Here is a 22,585-nt window from a genome sequence, read left to right on the forward strand (position 1 = left end):
ATGCCTACTTCGCGTGCAGCACGGCGTAGATCATCACGAACGCCACGATGTGGATGCCGAAGAGGAAGTACCCGAGGTAGTACCAGACGTAGCGTTCGCGTTTCTTCTCCAGGGCGAGGCGCTGCCGCTCGGCGTCGTCGGTCACTGTGACTCCCGGTGGACCTTGGTGTTCGATGCCTGGGCGCGGGGGCGCAGCACCAGGAGGTCGACGTTGACGTGGGAGGGGCGGGTCACCGCCCAGGCGATGGTCTGCGCCACGTCGTCGGCGGTCAGGGGTTCGGCGACGCCCTCGTAGACCTTCGCCGCCTTCTGCGCGTCGCCGCCGAAGCGGGTGAGGGCGAACTCGTCCGTCCTGACCATGCCGGGCGCGATCTCGATCACGCGGACGGGCTGTCCGACGATCTCCAGGCGCAGGGTCTCGGCGAGGACGTGGGCGCCGTGCTTGGCGGCGACGTAGCCGCCGCCGCCCTCGTAGGTGCCATGGCCGGCCGTCGAGGAGACCACGACCACCGTGCCGTCGCCGCTCGCGATCAGCTTGGGCAGGAGGGCCTGGGTGAGGTTGAGGGTGCCGATGACGTTCGTCTCGTACATGGTGCGCCAGTCGGCGGGGTCGCCGGTGGCGACGGGGTCGGCGCCGAGGGCGCCGCCGGCGTTGTTGACCAGGACGCCGATGGTCTTGAACGCTGTGGCGAACTCGTCGACGGCCGCGCGGTCGGTGACGTCCAGCCGGTACGCGGTGGCCTGGTGGCCCGCCTCGTTGATCTCCTTGGCCAGCGCCTCGATGCGGTCCTCCCGGCGGGCGGTGAGGACGACGCGGTAGCCGGCCGCGGCGAGCTGCCGGGCCGTGGCGGCGCCGATTCCGCTGCTCGCACCGGTCACGACGGCGATGCGGGAGGCGGCGGACGGTGCGGTGGCCATGCGGGGCTCCTGGGGTCGGTCTGCGGTCGGCTGCCGTCCAGCGTAGGTGAGGGTCAGCCGCCGTTCCGCGGCGCCCACATGATGACGGCCATTCCGGCCAGGCAGATCAGCGCCCCGGTGATGTCCCACCGGTCGGGCCGGTAGCCGTCCGCGATCACGCCCCACAGGATCGACCCGGCCACGAAGACGCCTCCGTACGCGGCGAGGACGCGGCCGAAGTGGGCGTCGGGCTGGAAGGTGGCGACGAAGCCGTAGGCGCCGAGGGCGAGGACGCCGCCGGTGATCCACAGCCAGCCGCGGTGTTCGCGCAGGCCCTGCCAGATCAGCCAGGCGCCGCCGATCTCCAGCAGGGCGGCGAGGACGAACAGGGCGGCGGAGCGGACGACGAGCATGCGGGCAGCCTCGCATGCCCGCTGTCACCTGATGGACGGCGCCTGCGCCGCGTCTCGCGGGGGATACATGCGTAGGACCACGGTGGAGTGAGGAGTGGGTATGCGGAAGGTTCTCGCGGGGTTCGCGGTGCTGGCGGCGGTCTGTGGGGCGGCGGTTCCGGCCGGTGCCGTCGGGGCGGGCGGGCCTGAGGCCGATCTCGCCTATCACGGTGCCGTGTCCATGGCGGACGGCACGGTCGGCGTGCGGTTCACGCCGCGCAACCACGGGCCGTCGGACGCGCCGGACGTGACGGTGCGGCTGCGCTGGTCGGCCGCGCTGGCGGACCGGCAGGAGCTGCCGGAGGGCTGTGCGCGGTCGGGGCCGCGGGTGGTGCTGTGCCGGGTGGGGGCGCTGCCGGCGGACGGCCTGGGGGAGCAGATGGCTCTGCGGGTACGGCTGCGGGAGGCGCCGTCGGAGGTGCTGCTGGTGCTGGACACGGTGTGGAGCGGTGGCACGGTCGACCACAACCCGCAAAACGACCGGCAGCGGGTGCTGGTGCTGGACACGGGCGACGAGTACTACTTCTAGACCGCCGGCCCGACGGCCGCCGCACGCCGACCGCGGGCGGTGTCTGCGCCGTACGCTTTCTGTGCGGCGCAGACGGACGAAGGAGCGAGGCATGACGGAAACGGCACGGGAGCGGCTGCTGGACGAGCTGTCCACCATCTCGCGGCGCTACATGGCCTCGTACGCTCTGTTCAACCAGGCCGTCGCCGACCACATCGGTCTGCACCCGACCGACCTGCAGTGCCTGAATCTGCTCACGCTGGAGGGCGCGCCGGTGACGACGGGCCGGATCGCCGAGCTGACGGGGCTGACGACCGGGTCGGCGACGCGGCTGGTGGACCGGCTGGAGAAGGCGGGGTACGTCGTCCGGGAGCGGGACGCGGCCGACCGGCGCAAGGTGCTGGTGGCGACCGTGCCGGAGAAGGTCGCCGAGTTCGGGCGGATGTGGCAGCGGCTCAGCGGCGGCTGGTTCGCCCTCTTCGACGACCTGGACGACACCCAGCTCGAGGTGATCGTCGGGCACATGAGGCGGACGGCGGACTTCAGCGGCCGCCAGGTGGCGCGCCTGCGCACCGGCGCCGTCTAGCCATTTGGCCCTCTGACCCTCTGGTCTTCTGGCCCTTTGGCCCTCTGGCCTTTTGCCCGGCCGGCGAGCGTCACGTCCACCGCGGCGGCCGGGGTCCCGGCCGAGCGAGTCGTGGCGCCCGGGTGTCACGAAGGGCCCTGACGTCCTGCCTCGTGGGCTCGGGGGCCCGACGCCGCGTCGATGTGGCACTTCACGGCTCGGGTGATGAGGTCGCGGGTGCCGTCGGGGCTGAGGGCCCCGGCCTGGAGGCGGTCGTACATCATGCCGAAGCGCTGCAGGTCCGATTCTCTTTCCAGGTGGAGGTCGCTGGTGAAGCGCTTCAGGTACACGACCTCTGTCTGGGGGCCGTCGGCGAAGCGCAGGAGGGAGAACTGTCCCGCGAGTCCCGGGTGGGCGCCCGCCGCGTACGGGAGTACCCGCACGGTGATGTGAGGCTCGGCGGCGAGTGCGTTGAGGTGCTCCAACTGCTCGCGCATGATCTCGGGACTGCCGACGACACGGTGCAGTGCCGATTCGTCCAGGACGACCCACAGACGCAGCGGGGAGGCCGGATCGTAGATCCGGTGCTGACGGCGCAGGCGCACCTTGAGGTGTCTGGTGGCCTGCTCGACCGTTACCGAGGGCCGTTCGGCCGCCTGCGAGCTCGTCAGCCCGCTGTCCTTGCGGAGCCTGCGCAGTTCGGCGCCCAGACGACGTCGCCTCACTGTGGGATTGATGTCCGCCGCCATCTCGCGGTGTGTACCTCCGGTTCCACGTCACCACGTCACCCGTGTCAAGTCCGAAGGCTCCCACGGGACATGGCTCGTTGATCATGCGCCATGCCGTCGTGGCGCGGGATCGGCGAAACGGACTGTGACGTTGTCATTTCCGCTTCTCTGTCCACCTCCGGGTGGGCGGACCTCGGAAAGCCGGAAATAGTAATTTCTAAATATTCACCGCGCATTCGAGGGCTTAATTCTCGGGATTTAGACTCTTCGCCGTTTTTCGTTGCCGCCTGACGATTACTCCGTAATATGCACGACCAGATCAAGGCTCCCCGGGCGATTGATTAGGCCCGGTTTGCCGCGGCCCCCACAGAAAATGGCCTCTTCTCGATGAAGCTGAAGATCCCTCAGCGGGCTCGCCCCCGCACCTTGCCGGGCCTGCTGGCCTCGGCTCTCGCCGCAACGGTTGCCGCCGCGATGGTCGTCCTGACCCCCTCGCAGGCACTCGCCATCGCCACCCCCGTACCGCTGGCCACCGCTGCGAGCTTCTCGGTTCTGGCAGGTGCGGGAGTCACCAACACCGGTGCCACGGTCATCAGCCACGACCTCGGGACGCACCCGAACCCGGCCATCACCGGTTTCCCGCCCGGCCAGGTGCTCGGCGCCGTGCACGCCGCCGACGCCGTCGCGCTCCAGGCCAAGTCCGACCTGGTCACGGCGTACAACAACGCCGCCGGCCAGGCGACGGACTTCGCACTCGCGGCGGGAATCGGCAACGGCACCACGCTGCTCCCGGGCGTCTACACCGCTTCCTCCGGTGTCGGACTCACCGGCGACCTGATCCTGGACGCCGGTGGAAACCCGAACTCCGTCTGGGTGTTCCAGATTCCGGCAGCCCTGACGACGGCTTCCTCCAGCCGAGTGCTCCTGACGAACGGCGCGTCGCCGTGCAACGTGTACTGGCAGATCGGTAGTTCGGCCACGCTGGGCACCAACTCCACCTTCGTCGGCACCATCATGGCGCTGACGGACATCCACGTGACCACGGGGACGAACATCGAGGGCCGTGCGCTGGCCCGCAATGGCGCCGTGACCCTCGACACCAACAGGATCTTCCTCAACTCGTGCTCGACCGGTACGACCGGTGGCACGACGACCGGCACCACGACCGGCACCACGACCGGCACCACGACCGGCACCACGACCGGAACGACGACCGGCACCACCCTCGGGGTGACCGGTGGAGGCCTGGTCAGCGGTGGTCTCCTGGGCGGCCCCATCGCCAGCGTCACGACCGGTGGCGGCACCGTCGGAAACACCTCGGGCAACACCGCGGGGAACAACGTCACCTCCGGGAACACGGCGGGCAACACCGCCGGAAACGTCGCAGGTCAGCAGGGTGGCCAACCCGGCGGCCCGGGCCATGGCGGCCCTGGCCACCACGGCGGGCCGGGCCATGAGCACCAGGGTGCGCACGGCAAGCCGGGCCACGGCCAAGGCGGTAAGCCCGAGGAGCACAACGGCCACGGCCAAGGCGGCAAGCCCGAAGAGCACAACGGCCACGGCTACGCCGGTAAGCCCGAGGAGCACAAAGGCCAAGGTGGCTACGGCGGCTACGGCTACGGCTACGGCAACGCTCCGAAGCCCGAGGGCCAGGACGTCAAGGAAGGCCACGAAGGCTAGTCGGCAGCCGTGAGAGATCTCCGCACAGCGGTGAGAGATCTCCGCACCGAATGGCGGCGCGCGGCGGAATCCTCTGGATTCCGCCGCGCGCCGCCGGTGCCGGTCCACAGAGACCTCAGACGCCGGACAGCGGATACGAGAAAGCAAGGTGGGCGGTGTCGAGCGGAATTGATTCAGCGCGCGTGACGGAAACCGGGCGGTCCGATGCCGGTCCGCTTCCCGGGGAGCGGCAGGACGACGCGGCTCCACCCGGCAGGCAGCCTGCGGCTGCCGCGCCCCTGAGAGCGGGGCTGCACGCCGCCGTCCTCCTGTGTCTGGCGACGGCGCTGGTCCATGTCGGTGCCGTCTTTCTGCACGTGGCGCCGCCCAACCCCGTCTCCAAGCGGTACAGCCGGCAGGTCGACGCCTGGGTGTATCCCCTCTTCGAACAGAACTGGCGGCTCTTCGCCCCCAACCCCGACAACGTCAACCGGCAGGTTCTGGCGAGAACCGCGCACACGGCGTCCGACGGCTCGACGCGGGTCAGCCGGTGGATCGACCTGACCGCCCTGGACCGCGCCGCCGTCGAGCACGATCCGTTTCCGAGTCACACCGCTCAGAACCTGCTGCGCCGTGCCTGGGCCTCCTACGTCGACACGCACGGCGAGGACGACACGGCACGCTCGTCCCGGGCCGTGATGATGCAGAAGTACCTGGCCAACATCACCGCCGACCGCGTCGCCGGTCAGCACCGCGGCCCGTTCGAGTTCATCCAGCTGCGGGTCATCACTCTGCCCATCGCCGCGCCCGGTACGGCGACCGGGCACCGGCCGCCGACGCCGGTGGAGAACCGGCTCCTGCCCTGGTGGAAGGTGAGCCCTCATGGGAGATGAGCGAATCCGCGAAATCCCCGCCCCGGCGGTCGCACCGGATCGGTCCGCGGGCCGCAGAGCCTGGGCCCCGGGCCCGGTCCACCGTTGGCTCCTGACCCGGGCCGACGCCTTCTGGGCACTCGTCACCGGCCGGCCGGTGTCCCTGTACGCCACGGCGGTACTGCGCATCGGTTACGGGCTGCTCTACCTGGTCTTCCTCCTGCGCGAGTTCCCGCACCGCGACGAGATCTGGGGCCCCGACTCCCCGTGGACCCCCGCGTTGGCCGCACAGCTCTTCGACCAGACGGGCTGGTACAGCTTCCTGATCCTGTCGGACAGCCGCGTGTACTTCGAGCTGTGCTACGCGCTGGCCCTCGTGACGTCCACGCTGTTCATGATGGGCTGGCGGACCCGGGCCACGTCCGTGCTCTTCGCCGCAGTGGTCGCCTCCTTCCACGCCAGAGCGATCTTCATGACGGACGGGGGCGACAACCTCGTCCTGCTCATGGCCCTCTACCTCGTACTCACCGCGTGCGGTCGCCGCTGGTCCCTCGACGCGCGCCGAGAGCGGATCAGGGCGGCACGTGCGGACGGCGCGCCGCGGCGGGCGGGGGGCCGCGCCGCTCAGCAGCTCAGGGAAGCGCGGCGCACGTTGGCCACGGTGGTGCACAACTGCGGCGTCTTCGTCATCGCGGCGCAGGTCTGCTTCCTGTACGGATCGGCCGGCCTCTACAAGGTCCAGGGATCCTTCTGGGACGACGGGACCGCTCTCCACTACGTGCTGAACCTCGACCTCTTCCGGCCATGGCCCGAGCTGTCCCATGTCGTGGACCAGTACCCGCTCGTGCTGGCGGTCGTCGGCTACCTGACCGTGCTCACCCAGGTCGCTTTCCCGTTCGTGCTCTTCGGCAGGCTCAAGTACCCCGTTCTCGCCGCACTGCTGGGCATGCACCTCGCCATCGCGGTGGTCCTGGGGCTGCCGCTGTTCTCGGCCACGATGATCATCGCGGACGCCGTGTTCCTTCCCGACCGCTTCTACCTGTTCCTGGCGCACCTCCTGCGGCGCGCGGCCCGGCGTGACGACCTGCCGGCACCGGCACCCGGGCGGGTGTCCGGGCTCGCGACCGTGCCTCGTCCGGCGGACGGCCGCCGTGATCCGGCGCCGTCGAGCCCGAAGGTGCCGGAACAGGTGGCGGAACAGGGGCGGGAGTAGGGGAGGGGATCAGCGCCCGGCAACTCCCGACCTCCGGGCGCCGCTAGGCGTTCTGCGTGTCGTAGCGGCCCCGGGCCTCGTGGACTTCCTCGATGTGGGTCTCCGCCCAGTCCTTCACGGCGGTCAGCAGGAGGGCGAGGCTGCCGCCCAGCTGGGTGAGTTCGTAGTCGACGCGGACCGGGACCGACGGGGTGACGGTCCGGGAGAGGATGCCGTCGCGTTCGAGGGTGCGCAGGGTCTGGGTGAGCATCTTGGGGCTGACCCCGGCGATCTTGCGGCTGAGGTCGCTGTAGCGCATGGGGCCGCGGGAGAGGGCCGCGACGACCAGGCTGACCCACTTGTCGCTGAGGCGGCCGAGCAGCTCGTTGGTGGGGCAGGCCTTGATGAAGGCGTCGTACTCGACGCGTGCCTGCTCGCGCCGCTGGGCTGCGGTCGTGGTCGCCATGGCTTCCCTCCGGGGGACATAGGCACTCTCAGGTAACTACTTCCGAAAGGATAGTGCCTCTTCCTAGGGTTGTCGCTGTCGGAAAGAAAGCAACGCAAATACCCATCAACAGGGGAGAGTTGAGATGCGTGCAGCAGTGGTGCAGACGTTCGGCGGGCCCGAGGCCGTCGAGGTCGTCGAGACCGAACTGCCCGAGCCGGGGGCGCGGCAGATACGGATCAAGGTCGCGGCGGCCACGCTGAACCCGGTGGACGCCGGCGTGCGGGAGGGGTTCTTCGGAGGCGCGGGCAAGCAGATCGGGTTCGGCTGGGACGTCGCCGGGACGGTGGACACGACGGGCGTGGCCACGGCGTGGAGCGCAGGCGACCGGGTGGTGGCCCTCGATCCCGGCATGGTGCGGCCGGTGGGCACGCACGCGGAGTACGTCGTCGTCGACACGGACGCGGTCGCGAAGGCGCCCGTCACGGTCGACGCCGTGCATGCCTCGACGCTGCCCCTGAACGCCCTGACCGCCGCACAGGCCCTGGACCTGCTGGAGTTGAGCGAGGGACAGTCCCTGCTGGTCACCGGCGCGGCGGGCGCGGTCGGCGGCTTCGCCGTCCAACTCGCCGCCCGCCGGGGGGTGTCGGTGACCGCGCAGGCCAGGGCGGGCGACGAGGAGCTCGTACGGTCCTTGGGCGCCGCGCACTTCACCTCCGGTCCCGTCGGAGCGGGCACCGTCGACGCCGTGCTGGACGCCGCGGTGCTCGGGGAGGCGGCCCTGGAGTGGGTGCGGGACGGCGGCGCCTACGTCGGTGTACGGCCCGGCGGGGAGCCGGCCTCGGTGCGCGGGGTGCGGACGACGTCCGTCGCGGTCCGCCCCGACGGCGCCCGCCTGGCCGAGCTCGCGGCGCTGGTGGACCAGGGCGTGCTGACCCTCCGGGTCGCGGAGACCTACCCCCTGGACGACGTGGCCAAGGCCCACGCCCGCCTCGCGGAGGGCGGCTTCCGGGGGCGGCTGGTGCTGGTCCCCTAGTGGTGCTGCTCGGCCGGGGCCTTGCGGGGCAGCAGGCGTACGAGGGGCAGGCACAGGATGAGGGACGCGGCGACGGCGGTGAGGCTCGCGTACAGGGCGTGGGTCTCGCCGCCGCCGACGGTGTGGAAGTAGACCGTGGTGACGGCCGCCGCCCCGACGGCGTTGGCGAGTTGCTGCACGGCGTTGAGCGAGCCGCTCGCGCTGCCCGCCTCCTCGGGGGCGATGTCGCCGATGGTGACGTCGTAGACGGTGCCGAAGCAGGTGCCCATGCCGAGGCCGACGAGCAGGAGCGGCGGGACGAGGGCCCACGCGGACCCCTCGGCGGCCAGGGCCAGCCAGCCGCAGCCGGCGAGGATCGACAGCAGCCCCACGACGACCAGTCGGCGGCCGTGGCGGTGGATCAGGCGGTAGCAGGCGATGGACGCGACGACGATCCCGGCTGACAGGGGGATCAGGCCGAGCGCGGTGCCCGCGGGGGAGCGGCCGAGGCCGCGCTGGAGGTAGAGGGAGACGGTGTAGAGCAGGCCCGCGACCGCGGCGAAGGCGAGGACACCGAGGACCAGGCCCGAGGTGAAGCCGCGGTTGTGCAGCAGGCTCGGCCGGATCAGTGGTTCGGGGGCCGTGCGCTGGCGCCGGCAGAAGGCGGCGAACAGGGCGAGGCCGGCGAGGAGCAGGGCGAGGGGCCGGGTTCCCCAGCCGCCGTCCGAGCCGTCGATCAGCCCGCCGAGCAGGCCCAGCATGGCGCCCGCGAGGAGGGCGGAGCCGGGACCGTCGACGGCGACGGACGCGTCGCCGCGGTCCCGGGGGAGCAGACGGGCGGCGGCGATGAGGGCGCCGCCACCCAGGAGCAGGTTGATCAGGAACATGGGGCGCCACCCGAGACCGGCGAGGTCGGCGTCGACCAGGAACCCGGCGAGGATCGGCCCGCCGACGGCGGACAGGCCCATGACCGGCCCGAAGAGGCTGAACGCCGTTCCGATCCGGTCGCGGGGCCAGGTCGCGCCGAGGATGCCGAAACCCTGCGGGATGACGAGCGCCCCGAAGGCGCCCTGCACGAGCCGGGCGACGACCAGCGCCGCCGGGCCGGGGGCCAGCCCGCAGGCCAGGGAGGCCGCGACGAAGCCGGCGAGTCCGGTCAGGAAGAGCCGGCGGCGTCCGTACCGGTCGCCGAGCCGTCCGCCGGGCACGAGCAGCACGCCGAGGGCGAGCGCGTAGGAGGCGCCGAGCCACTGCACGAGGCCGGCGCCCCCGCCCAGGTCCCGGGTGATCGTCGGTGCGGCGATGTTGGTGATGGTCGCGTCAAGGAGGTCGAGGACGTCTGCGGCGAGGACCACCGCGAGGACGGCCCAGCGGGCGCGGGAGGTCAGCGGCGGGCCATTAACTGCGTTACGAAGAATCTGTGTCACGCAGCTAAAATAGCGAGCGACGAGCCGGGACGGTCAAGCGGTTTACGCGGGGAAGGGACGACCGGTTCGGCCGAGCGCAGTGAGCGCAGAGGAGTGCGCCGGGCCGCATGACGCGGCGGAGGGCCCTTCGGGCTGGTCCAGCGCTTGGGCGGGGCGAGGTCGGCTGCGGCGGTCAAGGGCAGTCGGTGGGTGCTGGGCCGGGCGGGGTGGGGGAGCGCTGTCGCGCGGGTGCGGGGTCGGCCGAGGCCGTCGAGCGCGTTCGGCGGCTGCGGGTCAGTGCAGGCCCTGTGCTGCGTATGCCGCCGGCGGCACGCCCACCGTTGCCGTGAAGTCCCGTACCAGGTGGGCCTGGTCGGCGTAGCCGAGGTCGGCGGCGAGTGACGCCCAGTCGATGCGGTCCGCCGTCTCGGCGCGCTCCAGGGCCTCGTGGATGCGGTAGCGCAGGATGACCCACTTCGGGCCCACGCCGACGTACCCGGCGAACAGGCGCTGCAGGAGTCGTACGGACATGCCCTCGGTCCGGGCCAGCTCGGTGACCCGGCGGATGCCGCGGTCGGTGCGCGCCCGCTCGACCAGGGCCGTGGCGAGATCGGCCTGAGGGTCGGGCCGTGGGTCCAGGGCGAGGAGGAAGGCGTCGAGGGCGGCGACGCGGGCCGTCTCGTCGTCGGGAGCCAGGACCGCCGCGAGGTCGGCGTCCGGGAAGACCGCGGGGGAGCGGACCCGGCGGCCCGTCCACTCGCTCACCGGCCTGTCCGGTGCGAAGGGACGGAAGGCGCCCGGGCGGAACTTGACGCCGCAGACCCGGCCCCGCCCCTCCAGCTTCTGGGTGAACAGGCCGTGCTGGACACCGGCGACCTCCACGAAGGGCTCCTGCCCCTCGAACCGCTGGAAGACGACGTGGACGGCCGGGTGCGGGACCACGTGCGAGACGTACGGCTCGGGCAGGTCCCAGTCGATCAGCCAGTAGTGCTCGACGTACCTGCTCAGCGGCTCGGCGGCGTCCGGGCGGCGGAAGTCCACGCGCGCGAGGAAGTCCGCGGCGCCGACGATGCCTCGGGTGTCACGGCGTGGGGCGGCCATGTCCGGATCGTAGGACGGGGCACTGACAACGCGCGGAATACCGGGAGCCCGGCCCTCGTTCGACGGTATAGTTTAACGGTCAACAACTTGGAGGTTGAGCGACCATGCAGTTCGGGATCTTCAGCGTCGGCGATGTCACGCCGGACCCGACGACGGGCCGTACGCCGACCGAGCGCGAGCGGATCAAGGCCATGGTCGCCATCGCGCTGAAGGCCGAGGAAGCGGGCCTGGAGGTCTTCGCGACCGGCGAGCACCACAACCCGCCGTTCGTCCCCTCGTCCCCGACGACCATGCTCGGCTACATCGCGGCCCAGACGGAGAAGCTGATCCTCTCCACCTCCACCACCCTCATCACCACCAACGACCCGGTGAAGATCGCCGAGGACTTCGCGATGCTCCAGCACCTGGCCGACGGCCGGGTGGACCTGATGATGGGCCGCGGCAACACCGGCCCGGTCTACCCCTGGTTCGGGCAGGACATCCGCCAGGGCATCAACCTCGCGATAGAGAACTACGCGCTGCTGCGCCGCCTGTGGCGCGAGGACGTCGTCGACTGGGAGGGCAAGTTCCGCACCCCGCTGCAGGGCTTCACCTCCACCCCGCGTCCGCTGGACGGCGTACCGCCCTTCGTCTGGCACGGCTCCATCCGCTCGCCGGAGATCGCCGAGCAGGCCGCCTACTACGGCGACGGCTTCTTCCACAACAACATCTTCTGGCCCGCCGACCACACCAAGCGCATGGTCGAGCTGTACCGGACCCGGTACGCGCACTACGGCCACGGCACGCCCGAACAGGCGATCGTCGGCCTCGGCGGCCAGGTGTTCATGCGGAAGAACTCCCAGGACGCGGTGCGCGAGTTCCGCCCCTACTTCGACGTCGCCCCGGTCTACGGCCACGGGCCCTCCCTGGAGGACTTCACCGACCAGACCCCGCTGACCGTCGGCTCCCCGCAGCAGGTGATCGAGAAGACGCTGGCCTTCCGGGAGTACGCCGGTGACTACCAGCGCCAGCTGTTCCTCGTCGACCACGCCGGGCTGCCGCTGAAGACCGTCCTGGAGCAGATCGACATGCTTGGCGAAGAGGTCGTGCCGGTACTGCGCAAGGAGTTCGCGGTCGGCCGCCCGGCCGACGCGCCCGAGGCGCCCACGCACACGTCCCTGCTCGCCGCCGCACGGAAGGAGACCACCGTATGAAGCTCGTCGTCGTCTCGGCGGGGCTGAGCGTGCCCTCGTCCACCCGGCTGCTGGCCGACCGGCTGGCCGCGGCCGTCGACCGGCGCACCCCGGTCGAGGTCGAGGTCGTCGAGCTGCGCGACTTCGCCGTGGAGATCGCGCACAACCTCACCAACGGGTTCCCGGGCCGCGCCCTGTCCGCCGCGCAGGACGCCGTGACGAGCGCCGACGGACTGATCGTCGTCACCCCGGTGTTCTCCGCCTCCTACAGCGGGCTGTTCAAGTCCTTCTTCGACGTCCTCGACAAGGACGCGCTGGAGGGCATGCCGGTACTGATCGCGGCGACCGGCGGTACGGCCCGGCACTCGCTGGTGCTGGAACACGCGCTGCGCCCGCTGTTCGCCTACCTGCGGGCCGTGGTCGTGCCCACCGGGGTCTACGCCGCGTCCGAGGACTGGGGCGCGGAAGGGCTGGAGGGACGCGTCGAGCGGGCGGCGGGCGAACTGGCCGCGCTGATGACGGGGCTGTCGGCGGCACGGCCCGCCAAGGACGACCTCGAGGTGGTGCCGTTCGCGCAGCAACTGGCGGCGCTGCAGCCGGCCGGCCCGTCCGCCGTGTGAGGCCGGGGCGGCCCGCGACCTACGGTGAGAAGACGGTAGGCGTAGGGTCGCGGTTGCCTCTGTGACGGTGAGAGCGCGGTAAAAAAGGCCGATGGTAGCGCAGCTCACCCGGCTGAACAGCGGCCGTGCTTGGCAAACTGGTCCCGTGCCCCAAACTGTGCTGCTCGCCGAAGACGACCGCGCCATCCGTCACGCCCTGGAACGCGCCCTGACCCTGGAGGGCTACCAGGTCACCGCGGTCGCCGACGGCGTCGAGGCGCTGGCGCAGGCCCACCGCACCCCACCCGACGTGCTCCTCCTCGACGTGATGATGCCCGGCATCGACGGCCTCCAGGTCTGCCGGGTGCTGCGCGCCGAGGGGGACCGCACCCCCATCCTGATGCTCACCGCGCTCGTCGAGACCGCGGACCGCATCGCCGGCCTGGACGCGGGCGCCGACGACTACGTCGTCAAGCCCTTCGACGTCGAGGAGGTCTTCGCCCGGCTGCGCGCCCTGCTGCGCCGGACGGCCCCCGACAACGGCGCCGTCGCCGACGTACCGAAGGAGGTCCCGCCCGCCTCCGTCGACCGGCAGATCGAGGCGGCCGGACTGCGCATGGACGTGCAGGCGCGGCGCGCCTGGCGCGGGGAACGCGAGCTGGAGCTCACCCGCACCGAGTTCGAGCTGCTGGAACTGCTCGTACGCAACGCGGGCATAGTCCTCGACCACTCGACGATCTACGACCGTATCTGGGGCTACGACTTCGGCCCCGGCTCCAAGAACCTCGCCGTCTACGTCGGCTACCTCCGCCGCAAGCTCGACGAGCCCGGCGCACCACAGCTCATCCACACGGTCCGTGGCGTGGGTTACGTGCTGCGGGAGGACTGAGTGGGCCGGCTCAGGCGGCTGCTGGCCAGACGGCGGCCCGGGCTGGTCTCCCTGCGCACCACGTTCGCCGTGTCGTTCGCGACGGTCACCGCGGCCGTCACCGTGCTGGTCGGCGTGCTGTCGTACAACGCCGCCGCGCGGCTGGTCCGGGTCGACCAGGAGTCCGTCTTCGACCAGGTGGTGCAGGACCTGCGCGACGAGGTGCGCCAGCACCGGATGACCCCGGACGACTTCTCCTCCTCGGCGCCGGGACACGACATCGTCCGTCCGGCACGGACGGACGTGCAGGTGCTGGGGCCGGACGGGAAGGTCGTCGACTCCGGGAGCCCGGGGCTGCCGGTCATCGCCAAGGACCGCCGGATCGCGGCCGCCCGGGCGGCCGGGAAGATGATCGAGCACAAGGACGTCAACGTCGACGCGGACGTCTACCGCATCGCGACCGTCTCCCTCGGCACCGGGCGGGGCGCGGTGCAGGTCGCGCAGGAGTTCAGCGACACCGAGGACCTGCTGCGGGCCCTGCAGCAGCGCACGCTCATCCTCATGGGCGCGGTCGTCACGGCCGCCGGTCTGTTCGGCTGGTGGCTGGCCCGGCGCATCACCCGCCGCCTGATCATCCTGACCTCGGCCGCGGAGGACGTCGCCCGCACCCGGCAGCTCGGCATCGAGGTACCGGTCGCCGGCTACGACGAGGTGGGCCGCCTCGGCCGCGCCTTCGACCGCATGCTGGGGAGGCTGGCCCAGTCCGAGGAGGACCAGCGCCGGCTGGTCCAGGACGCGGGCCACGAGCTGCGCACCCCCCTGACCTCGCTGCGCACCAACATCTCCCTGCTGCGCCGCATCGACGAGCTGCCGCCCGCCACCCGCGAGGAACTCGTCGCCGACCTCGGCCAGGAGGCCCGCGAACTGACCGACCTGGTCAACGAGTTGGTGGACCTGGCGGCCGGCCAGTCGGACACCGAGCCGCCCCAGCGGGTGGACCTCGCCGACATCGCCGAGGACGTCGCCGGGCTGGCGCGGCGCCGCACCGGCCGCGACATCACCGTCCGCGCGAGCGGCGACACCACGACCGACGGCCGGCCCGGCATGCTGACCCGCGCGCTGTCCAACCTCGTCGAGAACGCGGCCAAGTTCGACCGGGAGGGCAAGGGCCCCATCGAGATCGCCGTCCACGGCCCCGCCCGCCCCGGCACCGTCCGCGTCGAGGTCCTCGACCGCGGCCCCGGCGTCGCCGGCCCCGACCTCATCCGCATCTTCGACCGCTTCTACCGGGCCGCCGACGCGAGGTCCCTGCCGGGCTCCGGACTGGGCCTGTCGATCGTCCGCGAGGTCGCCATGGCCCACGGCGGCGCCCCCTTCGCCCTGCAACGCGACGGAGGCGGCGCGGTGATCGGCTTCACCGTCGGCGGCATTCCCACCGGTGGGGTGCGCGACGGAGGGTGAGAGGGAGGGCCGGTGGCCGAAGTGGGGCGCCGGGTCGGCGGCGCTCCGGACGTTGGGGGGCGACGGGACCCGGTGGGCCGAGGCGAGGACTCGGGACGGCGGTTCCTCGCACGCGTGCGGAGACACGGCGGTGAGGGGCGGGGACGGGACCCGGTGGGCCGAGGCGAGGACTCGGGACGGCGGTTCCTCGCACGCGTGCGGAGACACGGCGGTGAGGGGCGGGGACGGTGCCGGTGGGAGACTTCCTGTTCGGCGCGGTGGGTCGGCCGTGGGGGAGGATCGGGGTTGTGAGGGGCTTGCGGGGTGGGCGGCGGGTGGCCGCTGTGGTGGGCGGGATCGGGGTCGTCGTCGGGGGTGTGCTCGTGGCGCGTGAGGTGAGCGCGCCGGACTTCGGCATCGAGGCCGCCTCCGCGGGCGGCACACCGCAGTGCGCGCGGATCGCGCGGGCGTACCCGGACGGCGTCGGCGGGCGGCGCCGGGACGGCACCTCGCTGCCCGGCGTCGGCGTATGGGGCGGCGGCGAGGTCACCGCACGGTGCGGCGTCGAGCCACCCGCCCCGACGACGGACGCCTGCCTGAGTGTCGACGGCGTGGACTGGGTGTGGCGCCCGGCAAGGCCCGGAAGCACCCGCAGGGTCCTCGTCACCTACGGCCGCGACCCCGCCGTCGAGGTCACGATCTCCGGCCGGTTCGCCGGCACGGACGAGGTGCTGGTGGCGATGAGCCGGGTGGTCGACCCGGTCACGCAGCACGGGAAGTGCATCGGCGACGACGACGTCCCCCTGTCCGGCTGAGACCGCCGGACCGCGCGGGAGGGCCCATCGGCCCGGGGCGCTGTCCCCACCGGCCCATCCCGGTGCCCCGGGTGGGCGGGATGGTGGGGATGAGACGTCGGGCAGCGGTCGCGGGTGTCCGGTCCGTGGCGGTCCGGCCGCGAGAGGGTGAGTGCCGTGATGTTCTGGTATGACCACCAAGTCAGCGGGTGGGGCTGGTTCACGATGTCGGTCGGCATGATCCTCTTCTGGGCCGTGCTCATCGCGCTCGGCGTCCTGCTCTTCCGCGCCCTGGCCCGGTCGGACGACTCCCCGACGTCCACCGGGACCCCGCCACGCGGCCCGGCGAGGTCCACCGCCGAGCAGCTGCTCGCCGAGCGGTTCGCGCGGGGCGAGATCGACGAGGACGAGTACCGTCACCGCCTGGCCGTGCTGCACGGCACGGACGACAGCGGGCCACGGCTCAGCAAGAGCTGACACCGCCCGGGCGGGCCCCGCGGGCGTCCCCGGCGGAGGCAGCCCGGCTGACGTGCGTCGACGCGGCCGCGGTCGACCTCGCGATCGGGCCTCGGCGCCGACGCCGCACCGCTGAAGCAGGCGGAGGCTTCCGCGCAGTCGCGGGTGCCATGACGCTGTTCTGGTCTACGACGGGATCGGACGCCCGGCCGTCTCGGGCCGGGGCGGTCGCCGCAGGAGGCGTCGGTGCCCACCGCCGGACATGGCCGCCCGCGCGGGAAGAGTCCGGCGCCGCCGGCCTCCGGCGCGGTGACGGGGGGCCCGGTCACGAGGCGGGTTGGCGACGGGGGCGTGCTGTACGTCCCCGACGCGGGGCGCGGGCACGGGCCCCGCGGCATGCGGTGACCGCCGGTCCGACGCGGCGCCTCCCGCCGCGGCGGGCGCCGGAGGCGCGGTGCGGCCCGGCGACCGGGGGAAGAGCCAGTCCTCGAAGGCGGACATCCCCATCAACATGCCCAGCAGGACGACCGGTGTCGCGAGCGCGAGCGCGAACACGGGCCGGTCACCGGACGCCGGCATCGACCTCGCGGGGACCGGGAGGTCGCCCGGCGGAGACGTCCTCCCGGCAGCACTGCCCAAAGCCGTGGTACGCGAGCGCCTTCATGACCTTCTCCCCACCCCAGGCGGAACGGCGGCACCCCGGGGCCGGCGCCGTCCGTACGGTTCCCCCTCGGGTTGCCCCGGCGGGGCAAGGGAAACCCGGGTGCTTGGTGCCGACGGCGGGGAGCGGGCATCCGGGCGCTCCGCGCCGACGGCGGGGGAGCGGAGAGCCGGGCACTTCGCGCCGATGGCGGGGCACGGGAAACCCGGGCGCTCCGCGCCGATGGCGGGGGCGCGGACATCCGGGGGCTTCGTGCGACATCCGGGTGCTTGGTGTCGATGGAGGGGGCGCGGAGAGCCGGGCACTTCGCGCCGATGGCGGGGCACGGGAAACCCGGGCGCTCCGCGCCGACGGCGGGGGAGCGGAAACCCGGGCACTTCGCGCCGATGGCGGGGAGCGGGCATCCGGGCACTTTGCGCCGATGGCGGGGAGCGGGCATCCGGGCGCTTCGTGCCGACGGCGGGGGCGCGGACATCCGGGCGCTTCGTGCGACATCCGGGTGCTTGGTGCCGATGGGGGGAGCGGAGAGCCGGGCACTTCGTGCCGATGGCGGGGCACGGGAAACCGGGCGCTTCGCGCCGACGGTTGGCGAGCCGGCATGGGTGGTATTGGGCGAGCGTAGGGAGATACGGGCATGCTGGAGGCGTATGCCGGTGTGGGTGTGAAGGGCGGCGCGGTGAACGACCGAACGGGCAGAGGCGGTGACGGCTCGGCGCCCGGGCTGAGAATGGACGTACTCCTGTCCGAGCTGCAGGAGCATGTCCAGCGGGTGCGCGACAGCCGGGACCAGATGCAGACCCTGCTGGACGCCGTCGTGGCGATCGGCAGCGACCTGGAACTCGGGGACCTGCTGCGGCGGATCGTGCAGTCCGCCGTGGAGCTGGTGGACGCCGAGTACGGCGCGCTGGGCGTGCTGGGCGAGGAAGGGCGCATCCGGCAGTTCATCACCGTGGGGATGGACGAGGAGACGATCGCGCGGATCGGGCACTACCCGGAAGGGCACGGCATCCTCGGCCTGCTGATCCGCGAACCGCACTCGCTGCGGCTGGAGGAGCTCGGCGCCCATCCGGACGCCGTCGGATTCCCCTCGGGACACCCGCCCATGCGGACCTTCCTCGGCGCTCCCGTGCAGGTGCGGGACAGGGTCTTCGGCAATCTGTACCTGACCGACAAGCGGGACGGACGGCAGTTCGACGCCGAGGACGAGGCGGTGCTGCGCAGCCTGGCGGCCGCCGCGGGGGTGGCCATCGACAACGCACGCCTGTACGACGAGAGCCGGCACCGCGAGCGGCAGCTGGCCGCCGGCGCCGATCTCACCCGCGCCCTGCTGTCCGGGGAGCCTCCCACGCGGATCCTGCGGTCACTGGCCGACACGGTGCGGGAGATGACCCGGGCGGATCTGGTGACGCTGGCCCTGCCGGTCGGGGACGGTGAGGAGCTGGTGGTGGAGACGGCCGCCGGGCGCAGGGCCGAGGACGTGCTGGGCCTGGCCCTGACGGCCACCTCGCTGGCGTCCAAGGTCTACGCGACCGGGCAGACCATCAGCAGCGACGGCCTCAGCGACGATCCCCGGTCCACCGGCGGCAGCGCCTCCGTCGTGCCGCTGGGACCGGGCTTCTTCGTGCCGGTCGGAGGCAGGGAACGGGTGCGCGGGGTGCTGCAGGTCGCCAACGAACCGGGCGGCGGGCAGTTCAACGAGGCCGTGGTGGACATGGTGAAGTCCTTCGCCGACCAGGCCGCCCTGGCCCTGGAGATCGCCGAGCACCGCCGGGACGCCGAACAGCTCGCCCTGCTGGGCGACCGGGACCGCATCGCCCGTGACCTGCACGACCTCGTCATCCAGCGGCTGTTCGCCGACGCGCTCACCCTGCAGTCCGTCCTCGTCCGCGTCAGCGGCCGGCCGGAGGCCACCGAGCGGCTGCAACGGGTCGTGGACGACCTGGACGACACCATCAAGGTCATCCGCTCGACCATCTTCGGTCTCCAGCACCGGGACCGGCCCAGCCGCGGGAGCGGGCTGCGCTCCCGGCTCACCGCGCTGGTCGACGAGGCCACCACGACGCTCGGCTTCCCGCCGGCCCTGCGCATGACGGGCCTGATCGACACCGACGTGTCCCCGTGGCACGCGGACCACCTGCTGGCCGTGCTGCGCGAGGCGCTGTCCAACGCCGCCCGGCACGCCCACGCCACCGCGGTGGAGATCGCCGTCGCGGCGGCCGAGGGAGTCCTGCGCCTGACCGTCGCCGACAACGGAGGCGGCATCGGCCCGGACGTCACCCGCAGCAGCGGCCTGACCAACATGCGCACCCGCGCCGAGGAACTGGACGGCAGCCTCGCCATCACCCCCCGCGCCCCGACCGGAACCCACGTCGAGTGGACGGTCCCCCTGAGCCCCTACCCCGGGACCCGCCCGACGAAGTGATCAAGAAGGGGTCGACCAGGGAGGGCTCAGGGCCACACCAGGCAGTACGGCTGGTGCCCCGCCTCGTGCAAGCGGTGGCTGAAGTCCTGCCACTCGTGCAGCGATTGGGGGGCGGGAGGGCGCTGACCTGGGATTTGTCCGTGGAATGCGAGTTGACCCGGGAAAACTCCTCTCGGTGGTTCTCGCGGGTCAACGCCGCTTCCCAGGCTCATGTGCCCTGAATGTGCCCTCGCGGCCTCTCAGTATTTCCTGGCGCTGTCATGCGCGGTCGTAGGCGCAGTCGCCGACGGGGGCCGGGGCGCGAGGTACCGGCCTCCGCATACGCCCCCATGCTCACGACCCGTCAGCTGCCGCCGCCTGTCGCCCGATGGTGCTGGCTCGTGGAATCAGCCGGTGCGGCGCCCGGATCTCCATGCCCGGGACGGGGGTCGAGCTGCCGATCCGCTTGAGCAGTCGTTCCACCGCCGTCTCCGCGATCACCTTCTTGTCCGGGGAGACCGTGGTGACGGACGGATTGGAGTAGCGGCCGTCCTCGATGTCGTCGTAACCGACGACGGCGACGTCCTCGGGGACGCGCAGTCCACGGGAGGCCAGGGTGTGCAGAGCACCCAGGGCGACCAGGTCGCTGTAGCAGAAGACCGCGTCGGGCGGTTCCTCCAGGTCGAGCAGGTGGGCCATGGCCGTCGCGCCGTCGGCGCGGTTGAAGCGTGGGGTGGAGACGACGAGTTCCTCGCGGACGGGCAGACCGGCCCGCTCGTGGGCCAACCAGTAGCCCCGGGTGCGCAGTTGGGCCGCCTCGCCGGTGCGGTAGGGCTGGTCGCCGATCGCGGCGACATGGCGCCGGCCGAGGCCGAGCAGATGCTCGGTCGCCTCCAGCGAGGCGGCGACGTCGTCGATGCCGATGTGGTCGAAGCTGCCGTCGCTGACCCGCTCTCCGAGCACGACGAGAGGCAGGCTCGGGTCGCGTTCGGTCAGGTCGGACTGGGCGAGGCCGAGCGGGCTGAAGATGACGCCGTCGAAGAGCAGGTGCTGGGAGCCGCGGCTGAGGAAAAGCTTCTCGTGCTCGGCGTCGCCGTCCGTCTGGTCGATCAGGACGTTGTAGCCCTGGACCCGGGCCGCACGGATGATGCCCTGCAGCAGTTCGGCGAAGTACGGGGTGTCCAGGTACGGCACCACCACCGCGATCTGACCCGAGCGGCCTGCGGCGAGGTTGCGGGCCAGAACGTTGGGCCGGTAGCCGAGCTTGTCCACGGCTTGCTGAACCCGGAGACGGGTGGCCTCGGCGACGGGCGCGTAGCCGTTGACCACGTTGGACACGGTCCGGCTGGAGACGCCGGCGAGCTCCGCGACGTCGCGGAGTGTGACGCCCTTTGCCATATGCCACCTTCATCCCGGATGTCGGTTTCAGCGCTGAAATTTTCCTCCAAGAGGTCCCCTGTGCCTCTTGCAGCGCGGCAACTTCTCGGTTAACACTTTTGCAGCGCTGCAGAGCGTAGCAGAAGGGCTTGGTCCGGTCGGATCAAGTACCCAGGGTCCGTGACGTCGCCGCGCCACGGACCGGATCCCCGAGAGCGATCACGGGGATGAACAGTAGGAGCCGCAGTGGGACCAGCAACCTCTCACGGGCCGGGAGCCGCACCCGTCCTGACCGGGCATCACTCTTTACTCACCGCGGTCTGAGCCGTTGCCCGGCGCGCCCGCCGCGCTGATCACCGAGCCGTCTCCCCCTCACCGACGTCACGCACCCACCCTCCCGCGTCGACCGACGTCCGCCCGCCGGCATCCGTAGGCGGGTAACTCTCTGAGCGCTTTGCGCCCGAAGCGCCTGCCCTTCACCCGAGCTCACCGCCTTCACGCCGGTCCTCCGCGTGCCCGGCGCGCCTCCTTGCACCTCCCGCACCTCCCGTCCTCCGTCCTGCCCTCGGGCACCACACCCAGGAGATCGCTCATGTCGTCCAGCAGAAAGCCCCAGCTCCGTTCCGTCTGTCGAACAGCGTTCGCAGCGACCTCCGCCGCCCTCGCCGGCGTGCTCCTCGCGGCCTGCGGCGGCGGTGGCGGCAGCTCCACCGGTACGCAGAGCGGCCCCGTGCACATCAAGGTGTGGGCCTGGTACCCGCAGTTCAAGCAGGTCGTGGCCCAGTTCAACAAGACCCACAAGGACGTCCAGGTCGACTGGGTGCAGGCCGGCGTCGGCCAGGACGAGTACACCAAGCTGAAGACCGCGCTGAAGGCCGGCCAGGGCGCCCCGGACGTCGTCATGCTGGAGTTCCAGGAGCTGCCGACCATCCAGCTCACCAAGGGCCTGCTCGACATGGGCAAGTACGGCGCCAACGCCGACAAGGGCAACTACGTGTCCTGGGCCTGGAACCAGGCCTCCGACGGCGACCACGTCTACGCCATCCCGGTCGACGGCGGCCCGATGGCGATGATGTACCGGGCCGACCTCTTCAAGAAGTACAACCTGAAGGTGCCGACCACCTGGGCGGAGTACAAGGAGGAGGCGGCCAAGCTGCACAAGGCCGACCCCAGCGCCTACATGACCGACTTCGGCAGCGACGAGACGGCCGCCGGCTGGCGCCAGGGCCTGATGTGGCAGGCCGGCTCCCGCCCCTACAAGTACTCGGCGAGCAAGCTGCCGAACATCGGGGTGAAGCTCAACGACGACAACGCCAAGAAGGTGTACGACTACTGGGGCGACCTGGTCAAGAACAAGCTGGTCGACACCGCCTCGTACGCCACCACCGACTTCTACAACGGACTCGGCACCGGCAAGTACGCCACCTACATCGCGGCCGGCTGGGGCCCGGGCTACCTCTCCAGCGTCGCCGCGAAGACCTCCGGCAAGTGGCGCGTCGCCCCGCTGCCGCAGTGGACGGCGGGTGCGGGCGCCCAGGGCGACTGGGGCGGTTCGAGCTTCTCGGTGACCTCGCAGACCAAGCACCCCAAGGAGGCCACGGAGGTCGCCCGGGAGCTGTTCGGCACCTCCGAGGCAGCCTGGAAGATCGGCATCGACCAGGCCTACCTCTTCCCGCTGTCCAACCCGATCCTCAACGGGGCGTACTTCAAGTCCAAGAAGTACGACTTCTTCGGCGGCCAGCAGATCAACTCGGTGTTCGTGCCCGCCGCGAACGGCATCTCGACCTTCGACTGGAGCCCGTTCCAGGACTACGCCTACAACACCGACACCAGTGAGGTGGGCAAGGCCCTCCAGGGCCAGACCGCCTGGTCGTCCGTCAACGACAACGTCCAGCAGCAGGTGACCTCCTACGCGGGCAAGCAGGGATTCAAGGTCAGCAAGTAACCGGCCCGAGTCCCGACTCCCCACCGCCCCCG

22 protein-coding genes are annotated in these 22,585 nt (G+C 71.7%); 14 read left to right on the forward strand and 8 right to left on the reverse strand.

The genetic code is table 11. The features are described 5' to 3' along the window. Window positions 1–4: 4 nt before the first annotated feature. Genes FBY22_RS44390 through FBY22_RS43335 form a run of 3 tightly spaced genes read right to left on the reverse strand, consistent with a single transcriptional unit; the run spans window position 5 to window position 1,310 of the window. Entirely contained in the window at window positions 5–145 is a 141-nt protein-coding gene (locus FBY22_RS44390) for a hypothetical protein (RefSeq protein ID WP_174267438.1), read from the reverse strand. After that, complete coding sequence (locus FBY22_RS43330; RefSeq protein WP_142154394.1) at window positions 142–918, reverse strand: SDR family NAD(P)-dependent oxidoreductase; 777 nt, start codon at window positions 916–918, stop codon at window positions 142–144. The genes FBY22_RS44390 and FBY22_RS43330 overlap by 4 nt, the downstream gene beginning before the upstream one ends. A 53-nt stretch (window positions 919–971) precedes the next feature. Continuing rightward, window positions 972–1,310, reverse strand: a complete 339-nt coding sequence (locus tag FBY22_RS43335) for a YnfA family protein (protein ID WP_142154396.1) — start codon at window positions 1,308–1,310, stop codon at window positions 972–974. A gap of 100 nt (window positions 1,311–1,410) precedes the next feature. Here FBY22_RS43335 and FBY22_RS43340 point away from each other — a divergent pair, with 100 nt between their 5' ends. Both FBY22_RS43340 and FBY22_RS43345 read left to right on the forward strand, forming a co-directional pair. Further along, complete coding sequence (locus FBY22_RS43340; protein WP_142154398.1) at window positions 1,411–1,878, forward strand: hypothetical protein; 468 nt, start codon at window positions 1,411–1,413, stop codon at window positions 1,876–1,878. Window positions 1,879–1,969: 91 nt separating this feature from the next. Next, complete coding sequence (locus FBY22_RS43345) at window positions 1,970–2,443, forward strand: MarR family winged helix-turn-helix transcriptional regulator (RefSeq protein WP_142154399.1); 474 nt, start codon at window positions 1,970–1,972, stop codon at window positions 2,441–2,443. Window positions 2,444–2,568: 125 nt separating this feature from the next. Here FBY22_RS43345 and FBY22_RS43350 read toward each other — a convergent pair whose 3' ends face one another. Next, the gene (locus tag FBY22_RS43350) at window positions 2,569–3,171 is read right to left on the reverse strand and encodes a DUF5753 domain-containing protein (protein ID WP_142154401.1); all 603 of its coding nucleotides are present in this window, start codon (window positions 3,169–3,171) and stop codon (window positions 2,569–2,571) included. A 366-nt stretch (window positions 3,172–3,537) separates the two neighbouring features. Here FBY22_RS43350 and FBY22_RS43355 point away from each other — a divergent pair, with 366 nt between their 5' ends. From FBY22_RS43355 to FBY22_RS43365, 3 genes are all read left to right on the forward strand, one after another. Continuing rightward, a complete protein-coding gene (locus FBY22_RS43355) occupies window positions 3,538–4,830 on the forward strand; it encodes an ice-binding family protein (RefSeq protein WP_142154403.1) in 1,293 nt (430 codons plus the stop codon). A gap of 182 nt (window positions 4,831–5,012) precedes the next feature. Beyond that, the gene (locus tag FBY22_RS43360) at window positions 5,013–5,702 is read left to right on the forward strand and encodes a DUF5819 family protein (protein ID WP_260845399.1); all 690 of its coding nucleotides are present in this window, start codon (window positions 5,013–5,015) and stop codon (window positions 5,700–5,702) included. Further along, window positions 5,692–6,894, forward strand: a complete 1,203-nt coding sequence (locus FBY22_RS43365; RefSeq protein WP_142154404.1) for an HTTM domain-containing protein — start codon at window positions 5,692–5,694, stop codon at window positions 6,892–6,894. Before FBY22_RS43360 ends, FBY22_RS43365 begins: the two co-directional genes overlap by 11 nt. A gap of 43 nt (window positions 6,895–6,937) precedes the next feature. Here FBY22_RS43365 and FBY22_RS43370 read toward each other — a convergent pair whose 3' ends face one another. Then, window positions 6,938–7,339: a helix-turn-helix domain-containing protein gene (locus FBY22_RS43370; RefSeq protein ID WP_142154406.1), complete on the reverse strand. Its 402-nt coding sequence runs from the start codon at window positions 7,337–7,339 to the stop codon at window positions 6,938–6,940. Between the two features lie 124 nt (window positions 7,340–7,463). Between FBY22_RS43370 and FBY22_RS43375 the strand changes: the two genes are divergently transcribed. Then, complete coding sequence (locus tag FBY22_RS43375) at window positions 7,464–8,354, forward strand: NADP-dependent oxidoreductase (RefSeq protein WP_142154408.1); 891 nt, start codon at window positions 7,464–7,466, stop codon at window positions 8,352–8,354. Here the strand turns inward: FBY22_RS43375 and FBY22_RS43380 are convergent. Together FBY22_RS43380 and FBY22_RS43385 are read right to left on the reverse strand one after the other, a co-directional pair. Then, window positions 8,351–9,760 (reverse strand): MFS transporter, encoded by a 1,410-nt coding sequence (locus FBY22_RS43380; protein ID WP_142154410.1) that lies wholly within the window; start codon window positions 9,758–9,760, stop codon window positions 8,351–8,353. The two genes, FBY22_RS43375 and FBY22_RS43380, sit on opposite strands and share 4 nt — an antisense overlap. A 273-nt stretch (window positions 9,761–10,033) precedes the next feature. Then, window positions 10,034–10,840: a helix-turn-helix domain-containing protein gene (locus FBY22_RS43385; RefSeq protein WP_142154412.1), complete on the reverse strand. Its 807-nt coding sequence runs from the start codon at window positions 10,838–10,840 to the stop codon at window positions 10,034–10,036. 104 nt (window positions 10,841–10,944) lie between these two features. Here FBY22_RS43385 and FBY22_RS43390 point away from each other — a divergent pair, with 104 nt between their 5' ends. The 7 genes from FBY22_RS43390 to FBY22_RS43420 all read left to right on the forward strand — a co-directional run bounded on the left by FBY22_RS43390 (window position 10,945) and on the right by FBY22_RS43420 (window position 19,252). Continuing rightward, window positions 10,945–12,033 (forward strand): LLM class flavin-dependent oxidoreductase, encoded by a 1,089-nt coding sequence (locus FBY22_RS43390; protein ID WP_142154414.1) that lies wholly within the window; start codon window positions 10,945–10,947, stop codon window positions 12,031–12,033. After that, the gene (locus FBY22_RS43395) at window positions 12,030–12,632 is read left to right on the forward strand and encodes an FMN reductase (RefSeq protein WP_142154416.1); all 603 of its coding nucleotides are present in this window, start codon (window positions 12,030–12,032) and stop codon (window positions 12,630–12,632) included. The genes FBY22_RS43390 and FBY22_RS43395 overlap by 4 nt, the downstream gene beginning before the upstream one ends. Before the next feature lie 157 nt (window positions 12,633–12,789). Continuing rightward, window positions 12,790–13,500: a response regulator transcription factor gene (locus FBY22_RS43400; protein WP_142154714.1), complete on the forward strand. Its 711-nt coding sequence runs from the start codon at window positions 12,790–12,792 to the stop codon at window positions 13,498–13,500. After that, window positions 13,501–14,940 (forward strand): HAMP domain-containing sensor histidine kinase, encoded by a 1,440-nt coding sequence (locus FBY22_RS43405; RefSeq protein ID WP_142154418.1) that lies wholly within the window; start codon window positions 13,501–13,503, stop codon window positions 14,938–14,940. 314 nt (window positions 14,941–15,254) lie between these two features. After that, window positions 15,255–15,734: a DUF3515 family protein gene (locus tag FBY22_RS43410; RefSeq protein WP_160159964.1), complete on the forward strand. Its 480-nt coding sequence runs from the start codon at window positions 15,255–15,257 to the stop codon at window positions 15,732–15,734. Between the two features lie 159 nt (window positions 15,735–15,893). Continuing rightward, complete coding sequence (locus FBY22_RS43415; RefSeq protein WP_142154716.1) at window positions 15,894–16,190, forward strand: SHOCT domain-containing protein; 297 nt, start codon at window positions 15,894–15,896, stop codon at window positions 16,188–16,190. Between the two features lie 1,367 nt (window positions 16,191–17,557). Next, window positions 17,558–19,252: a GAF domain-containing protein gene (locus FBY22_RS43420; protein ID WP_399213001.1), complete on the forward strand. Its 1,695-nt coding sequence runs from the start codon at window positions 17,558–17,560 to the stop codon at window positions 19,250–19,252. A 333-nt stretch (window positions 19,253–19,585) separates the two neighbouring features. Here the strand turns inward: FBY22_RS43420 and FBY22_RS43430 are convergent, their stop codons facing one another. Further along, the gene (locus tag FBY22_RS43430; protein ID WP_142154425.1) at window positions 19,586–20,629 is read right to left on the reverse strand and encodes a LacI family DNA-binding transcriptional regulator; all 1,044 of its coding nucleotides are present in this window, start codon (window positions 20,627–20,629) and stop codon (window positions 19,586–19,588) included. 571 nt (window positions 20,630–21,200) lie between these two features. Here FBY22_RS43430 and FBY22_RS43435 point away from each other — a divergent pair. Continuing rightward, on the forward strand, window positions 21,201–22,553 hold the full coding sequence (locus FBY22_RS43435) for an ABC transporter substrate-binding protein (protein WP_142154427.1): 1,353 nt from the start codon (window positions 21,201–21,203) through the stop codon (window positions 22,551–22,553). Window positions 22,554–22,585: the final 32 nt, after the last annotated feature.

This window comes from Streptomyces sp. SLBN-31 (assembly GCF_006715395.1).
Taxonomy (GTDB): Bacteria; Actinomycetota; Actinomycetes; order Streptomycetales; family Streptomycetaceae; genus Streptomyces.